Origin of the sequence: Acetobacter sp. DmW_125128 (genome assembly GCF_008704325.1) — a bacterium.
Lineage (GTDB): Bacteria > Pseudomonadota > Alphaproteobacteria > Acetobacterales > Acetobacteraceae > Acetobacter > Acetobacter oryzifermentans.
Map to the genome: position 1 here is coordinate 21,185 of NZ_VHOP01000031.1, position 6,000 is coordinate 27,184.

Genomic DNA, 6,000 nt, shown 5'->3' on the forward strand with positions numbered 1-6,000 from the left:
AATGAATGACACTTATTGCGGAACTCCGCACGGTATCGGATGCTGCGCTAGAGCGCTCCCGTGCTGCATCGCAGCTGATCACGGCCATTGGCCCGCTGCTAGACCCAACACTACCCACACCAAACGCCATGCAGGCCGCCCGCGTGCAGCGGGCTGCCCTGAAACTGGTGGATACCGCGCTGGAGGAAAGCGGCGCAGATGCCACCCGGTACGTAGGCTTTGGTTTGGCAGCCCTATATTGCGGCCTGCAACCAGATACCTTCCATAGCCTATGTGAAAAAGGCAAAGGCCCGCGCTGCACCATAGTTGAAGGCAATGGCCTGTTTACTGTGGCTGCTCTGGATGAATGGATGGAAAGCATCCGCCAGAAGGAAGGTGTGTGATGGTTGATCCAGCATACCCACTTCTGAGCATTGCCCCTTTCGGTACAGAAGGCCCCCGAACAAAAGCAGGGCCGGTAGAATGCCTTGGTTTTACAAGAAAAGGTGAAAACCAGCACAAGATTTTCTTGTTTCGCGATAGCGTTGGTCAGGTAAGGGAATTAAGGGAAACCCAATTATTCCGCCGACCGGATATTGTTGCGTTGTTTGGTGGAGATATTAGCTGGCTGAAAGAGCATTTCCCAAAGAAATCTACTGTCAGCAAAGTTCTTCCGGGTGGAGAAGTCGCCGTTGGCGAGATGGTGGTTGATTTTGTAATAAGGGACGCAGCAGCTTGCCTTATTAAAGGCTGCTACATACAGCATCTTACAAACCCCCATACGGCAGATGTTCAAAATCCCGCAGAAAAGACCACTATCATTACTAATGATAGTGAGAATGCGAGATCAGAACGTGTTCCTGTTCTGAAAATCCTTTTCTATGCATTTATGCTTGCCGCAGGAGCATTTATGTTGGGCTTGCGCGCTGGACGATGCACGGCATGAGCAACATACGTGTGCGTAATCAGGATGCCCGCTTACAGGATCTGATTACACAGTTTCTCCAGCAGGCTGACTACATGGATCGCGTTTCTATCGACTTCCGTGCAGAACTGTTCATGCCCGCAGCAAAAGCTTTTGAAAACCTAGCTACCTGCATGCGCGAACAGGCCAACGAACTGCAACAGCACCTCAAACATACCATTCTTGCAGAGGATCATACCCCATGACCTGCACACAATCCGCCACGTTCCCTGGCATGCGCATTGTTCCCGTAGCCCGTGATGTTGTGGTGAAAGACCCATCCGGCAAAGGACAGCATGCATACCCAACCATTGGCCGCGAAACACGCACGCTGATGTTTGGGAAAACACCCGTAAAACACACGGTAGTTTTTGCTGATGGCCAAACGCTAAACTTTCCACCAGCTTGGATTGTGCCGATTACAGATACCATGCCGGACGTACCGCAGCATGGATCACTGGTGGAATGCATGGAATGCCCCGATACCAGGCAACACTAACACGCAATCAGGCAGGCAGATACCAGGGCACGGTAACAGACCAGCGTACAGGCAATCAGATTGATTTCCCTGATTGCAGCAAGGAGCGCAAGGCTGGCCGCTGGATTGTATCGGGCAAAAGCACAACACCCAGCCTGCCTGAATGGTTTTTGGAAATGCGTTCGATGGGTGATGGTCTGTTTGAAATAACAGCCACAGACGACAGGAACTTTCTCATCCGGTTCCCTGAATGCGAACAGGACGAAATAGACGGACAACGCGGCATCATTGGATGGGCAGACGATGTGCAGCTGATTGCAGCACGAAAGGAGAGGGCGGCATGAGCAATCCAATTATGGAACGCTCATATGTAACAGATCTTCTGGTTACAGCATTGCTGGAGGCTAGTGTTGGGCAGATTGTTCAATACAAATATCTCCAGCAGCTGGTGAACCATGATGTTCAGGGACGGCACAGATATCTTCTGGAACGTGCCCGGCATATCTGCATGCGGGATCATAAACGCGCCTTCACAACCGTGATGAATGTTGGCCTCCAGCGTACGGCAGCAGAAGATCTGGTGAAGTTAGGGAAAGGCCAGATCAAACGCGTGCGGAACGCCGCCAAAAAAGGCGCGGTTATTATGGATACCGTGCAGCGCGCCGATCTGACAGAGCAGCAGGCACTTGAGCACGATGCCACACGCGGGATTCTTGCGGCCATACAAACCGCCAGCAAGCCACGCAAAAGCATGCAGGCATCCAGAGCAAATGCAGATCCACAGGTGAAACTATGAGCACGGCGCAGAACGGTTGCGGCCTGCTAGCTAGATGGCAGGCAGACCGGAGCCGTTTGGTTCTATCATGCGTCACGGCGCTCCGCTGCGCTCCACACCACAGCATGCCGCAGCGCATCACTTCACATCGCAACGCTACGGGGAGCAGAGCTTCGGTTCTGTTCCTCGGAACGGTGCTTATCGTTCCACGATGCGCCATAGCGCGTCGCAGCTCCCCGCTCCGCTCCGCGCAGCAACACAACACAACACAATGAAAAGACGGGCGGCATCATGCTGCCCGTCACCTAACGGAACAAGGCCATGATCATTCGGAAATGTAACGTTAATATCAAAGGGGTTTCCCCTTATTCACCGTCCAAACCCATTGCAGAAAAACCAAAGGAATATTCCCACAAGGAATGGGAGGAAATGCAGTGGCGTAACAAGGCGCACGTTGATGAACGGACAGGAAAAGTTTTTGTGCCGTTTATGTCTTTCAAAAAGGCACTGACATCATCAGCAAAGCTGACAATCCGCAAGGTTTCCGGAAAGGGAAATAAGACGTTCTCCAGCATTGTCCAGGCGGGCATCATGATTGATACGCCGCTGATGCTGGACATCACCCGTGATGATCTTATTCCGGAAAGCTTCCTATGCTCAGCTACAGGCGACCCAACAGGGAAAGGCTCACGCGTAATGCGCACCTTCCCGCGCATTGATGATTGGGGCGGCATGCTGACTTTTCATATTTTCCAAGAAGACCTCTCGAAAGATGTTTTTGAAGAATATCTGGAAGAAGCCGGCATGATGATTGGTGTAGGACGCTTTCGCCCAGAAAATGGCGGCGTAAATGGCCGCTTCCAGATCCAGAAAACCGAGTGGGAAACACTATGACTGAAACCCGCGCACCGTTTAACGGGAAGAAGAAAGATCCCATAGGCGTGTTCGTACGGTTGCATGATGGCATGTTGAATGAGAAGCAGATTGCCGCTCTGTGCAACCCTAAGCGCTCTAGCACAGAAAACATCCTTACCATCGGCACCCCTGTCACTGGCGGCGAGATGGACTACTATGCTCAGATAATCTGGTTTGAAGACGCTCCAGAGCCTGAAATTGTCGCGTGGCGGAATAGAGATATTAAGAAAGGTGATAATGTAAAGGTTGTCCGTCAATCAGATGCCCTCGCAAAACTTGTCGAGCGCGATGCGGAGATTGCGCGACTAAACCAGAAGATCACCAAACTGAAAGATATAATTGCAGGGGCAATGATACAATCGTGCTTACATGGTGCGGATGGAGATATTGGACGACTACGGCGCGTTGAAGCTGAACTGGAAGCAGTCAACGCCTTGAACAGATCGGAAGGAATGAGCCGTGAAAACTGCCCATGAGCCAACATGCTGCCGTATTAGCGCCCTAGCGCAGAGATGGGATTGCTCACCAACCAAGATCCGCAGAATGGTGGAAACTGGCGAGCTTCCATCCCTGCGCCTAGGCAGAATGGTGCGGATACCTATGCAGGCCATCAAAGAATTTGAAGAAAAACAATGCCAAACTCAGACGCAAAAGAGCCCAGATTGTGCCGAGTCTCCAAACGAAGCACATGGCACATCTATTACCAACGCAAACGCATCTCTACGGGCTGCGAGGATAGGGTTTCGGCTGAATTAGTCCTTCATAAGTTCAAGGAGGGGCTTCTAAAGCCAGAAATCCGGGCTGCTGGCATTTCTGGTATATTAGATGCGTATCATGCAGACCGCGTGAACAATGAAAAACCCGGAGCGGAACGCATAGGCTGGTCTCTCAAGCCGCTGAAGGTATTTTTTGGGGATAAGCCACCAGAAATTATTACACCCGATTCGTGCAAGAGATATACGGCGTTCAGGCTAGATCAGGGCGTTCAGATCAGCACTGCCAGAACCGAACTAGGTACACTACGCGCTGCAATGCGGTGGGCTGTTAGAGAGGAAATTGTTTCCAAAGCCCCGCGCACAAAGCTTCCACCGCGTCCAGATGCACGCCAGCGCTGGTTAACCAGAAGTGAGGCGGCTGAATTGGTAGATGGCTGTGTTGCCCACCATATTCGATTGTTTGTGCTGCTGGCGCTGCACACAGCAGCCAGAAAATCTCACATACTTACACTGACATGGAGCCGTGTAGATCTACAGGCGCGGATCATTGATTTCCGTGACCCAGCTAAACCACGCACCAAAAAGGGCAGGGCACGCGTGCCTATTAACGATACGCTCTATGAAGCCCTGAAAGAGGCTTATGAGCTGCGTGAAACAGAATTTGTTGTGGAATGGGCTGGTGATCAGGTTTCCTCCATCAAAACAGGCTTCAGGGCGGCAGCCAAACGCGCTGACCTGAGCGGAATTACACCACATACGTTGCGGCACACGGCAGCGACATGGATGGCGCAGGCCGGAATATCTCTGTGGGATATTGCTGGCTATCTAGGCCACAGCAATATTAAGATGGTGGAAGAAACATACGCCCACCACTGCCCAGACTATTTGCGGACAGCAGCAGGCGTTTTGGGGTGATTCTCTCGCTAAAATAAGCAACAGTGCTCGCTTGTGTTCATGAACACAGACACCCGGAAACTGGCGGAAATCCATGATCAAAAAGAGCGTTTCAAGAGCGGGCAAAATAACTTAACCCGTTGAAATATAACAACGGGTTACAGTATTCGGGACGCAGGGGCCGGAAGTTCGAATCTTCTCACTCCGACCAAGTTTTTCCTTAAAATTGTTATGATGCGTTATGCAATGCATATTGCATAAAAAAAAACTTCTGCCCGGAATAGATTCCAAGCAGAAGCATTTTCATACATTTATATTCTGTTATCAGGCACTTTTAACGGCGTAAGGCTGCACATCTGATGCATTTGAATGTTGAAAATTCTGCAATGTGTCTTCCAAGGAAGAGCCAATCAGCAAAGAATCCCAACGGTGCATTTCTGTCTTTTTAGCCACAAGTGCCGCGTGGTTGATTTCTTCCAACTTAATGGCAGCATAAGAACCTAAGCCAATGCTCGCCAAGAAAGCTGCCAGACCAATCAAACCTGGGCCAGAAAACACGTAATCATTCCAACGTGTTGTTTCTGGCAACATCTGCCACAAATATACAGAAAAAGGCGTGTTATCTACAAAATCAGACTGGTTTACAGTGAGACCAGAATGAAAAATAGAAAACTTAAGCCCGCATGCAATAAAAATAAAAGTGGAGCAGATGGCCAGGCTAAGAGCAGCTAGCCATAAAGAAACAAAAGTTGCTTTTTTCCATGCCATGAGTCCGGCCTCCTAATTTGGGGTGTTAGGGGGCAAAGCAGAAGATAATTCTTTTCCGCTTCCTCCAATGATTAAAATGTATATCAGGGATGCAAAAAACACAACATGAATCTGAGCTTTTATCCTAGCAGAGCAGGAGAAAAAGCAGTGGCAAATTGTCTTTTAATGCCCATGTAATAGTTAGAAGAAAGACACATTACGGCATTATGTCGTGCAGCAGTATCCGAAGTTAAGTGCAAAGGGCACCGGTGTTATGTGGACTGCAATATCCAAAAAAACAGGGTTGGCAGCCCTTTTGGTATGTGGGCTTAGCGTTCCTGTATTTTCAGCACATGCTCATCCCGGGCCAGGCGGGGGTGGCTTTGGTGGAGGGGGCGGATTTGGCCACGGTGGATTTGGCGGTCCCGGTGGGGGTGGATTTGGCCACGGTGGCTTCGGTGGTCCTGGTGGTGGCGGTTTTGGTCATGGTGGCTTTGGTGGCCCAGGAGGAGGTTTTCCTCGTGGTGGATTC

Annotated in this window: 10 protein-coding genes and 2 pseudogenes; 11 read left to right on the forward strand and 1 reads right to left on the reverse strand. The window is 50.5% G+C overall.

Going from position 1 to position 6,000, the window contains the following annotated elements:
• Positions 1–5 precede the first annotated feature (5 nt).
• The 10 genes and pseudogenes from FKW19_RS10075 (at position 6) to FKW19_RS10120 (ending at position 4,742) form a co-directional block, all read left to right on the forward strand.
• Entirely contained in the window at positions 6–383 is a 378-nt protein-coding gene (locus FKW19_RS10075; RefSeq protein WP_035352390.1) for a hypothetical protein, read from the forward strand.
• A complete protein-coding gene (locus tag FKW19_RS10080) occupies positions 383–925 on the forward strand; it encodes a hypothetical protein (protein WP_035352387.1) in 543 nt (180 codons plus the stop codon). The genes FKW19_RS10075 and FKW19_RS10080 overlap by 1 nt, the downstream gene beginning before the upstream one ends.
• On the forward strand, positions 922–1,149 hold the full coding sequence (locus tag FKW19_RS10085; RefSeq protein ID WP_139018857.1) for a hypothetical protein: 228 nt from the start codon (positions 922–924) through the stop codon (positions 1,147–1,149). The genes FKW19_RS10080 and FKW19_RS10085 overlap by 4 nt, the downstream gene beginning before the upstream one ends.
• Positions 1,146–1,442, forward strand: coding sequence for a hypothetical protein (locus FKW19_RS10090; RefSeq protein WP_039891613.1), 297 nt, complete (start codon positions 1,146–1,148; stop codon positions 1,440–1,442). Before FKW19_RS10085 ends, FKW19_RS10090 begins: the two co-directional genes overlap by 4 nt.
• The gene (locus tag FKW19_RS10095) at positions 1,418–1,765 is read left to right on the forward strand and encodes a hypothetical protein (protein WP_039891612.1); all 348 of its coding nucleotides are present in this window, start codon (positions 1,418–1,420) and stop codon (positions 1,763–1,765) included. Before FKW19_RS10090 ends, FKW19_RS10095 begins: the two co-directional genes overlap by 25 nt.
• On the forward strand, positions 1,762–2,217 hold the full coding sequence (locus FKW19_RS10100) for a hypothetical protein (RefSeq protein ID WP_114012468.1): 456 nt from the start codon (positions 1,762–1,764) through the stop codon (positions 2,215–2,217). The genes FKW19_RS10095 and FKW19_RS10100 overlap by 4 nt, the downstream gene beginning before the upstream one ends.
• A 300-nt stretch (positions 2,218–2,517) precedes the next feature.
• Positions 2,518–3,090, forward strand: a complete 573-nt coding sequence (locus FKW19_RS10105; protein WP_114012467.1) for a hypothetical protein — start codon at positions 2,518–2,520, stop codon at positions 3,088–3,090.
• Positions 3,087–3,587 (forward strand): hypothetical protein, encoded by a 501-nt coding sequence (locus FKW19_RS10110; RefSeq protein ID WP_035351009.1) that lies wholly within the window; start codon positions 3,087–3,089, stop codon positions 3,585–3,587. Before FKW19_RS10105 ends, FKW19_RS10110 begins: the two co-directional genes overlap by 4 nt.
• Positions 3,571–3,726: pseudogene (locus tag FKW19_RS16075) on the forward strand (helix-turn-helix domain-containing protein); the annotation flags it as partial. The gene FKW19_RS10110 and the pseudogene FKW19_RS16075, both read left to right, overlap by 17 nt.
• Before the next feature lie 17 nt (positions 3,727–3,743).
• Complete coding sequence (locus tag FKW19_RS10120; protein WP_050793174.1) at positions 3,744–4,742, forward strand: site-specific integrase; 999 nt, start codon at positions 3,744–3,746, stop codon at positions 4,740–4,742.
• A gap of 303 nt (positions 4,743–5,045) precedes the next feature.
• Here FKW19_RS10120 and FKW19_RS10125 read toward each other — a convergent pair whose 3' ends face one another.
• On the reverse strand, positions 5,046–5,489 hold the full coding sequence (locus FKW19_RS10125) for a hypothetical protein (protein ID WP_006115708.1): 444 nt from the start codon (positions 5,487–5,489) through the stop codon (positions 5,046–5,048).
• A 253-nt stretch (positions 5,490–5,742) separates the two neighbouring features.
• Between FKW19_RS10125 and FKW19_RS10130 the strand changes: the two are divergent.
• Positions 5,743–6,000 (forward strand): annotated as a pseudogene (locus tag FKW19_RS10130) (hypothetical protein); the annotation flags it as partial.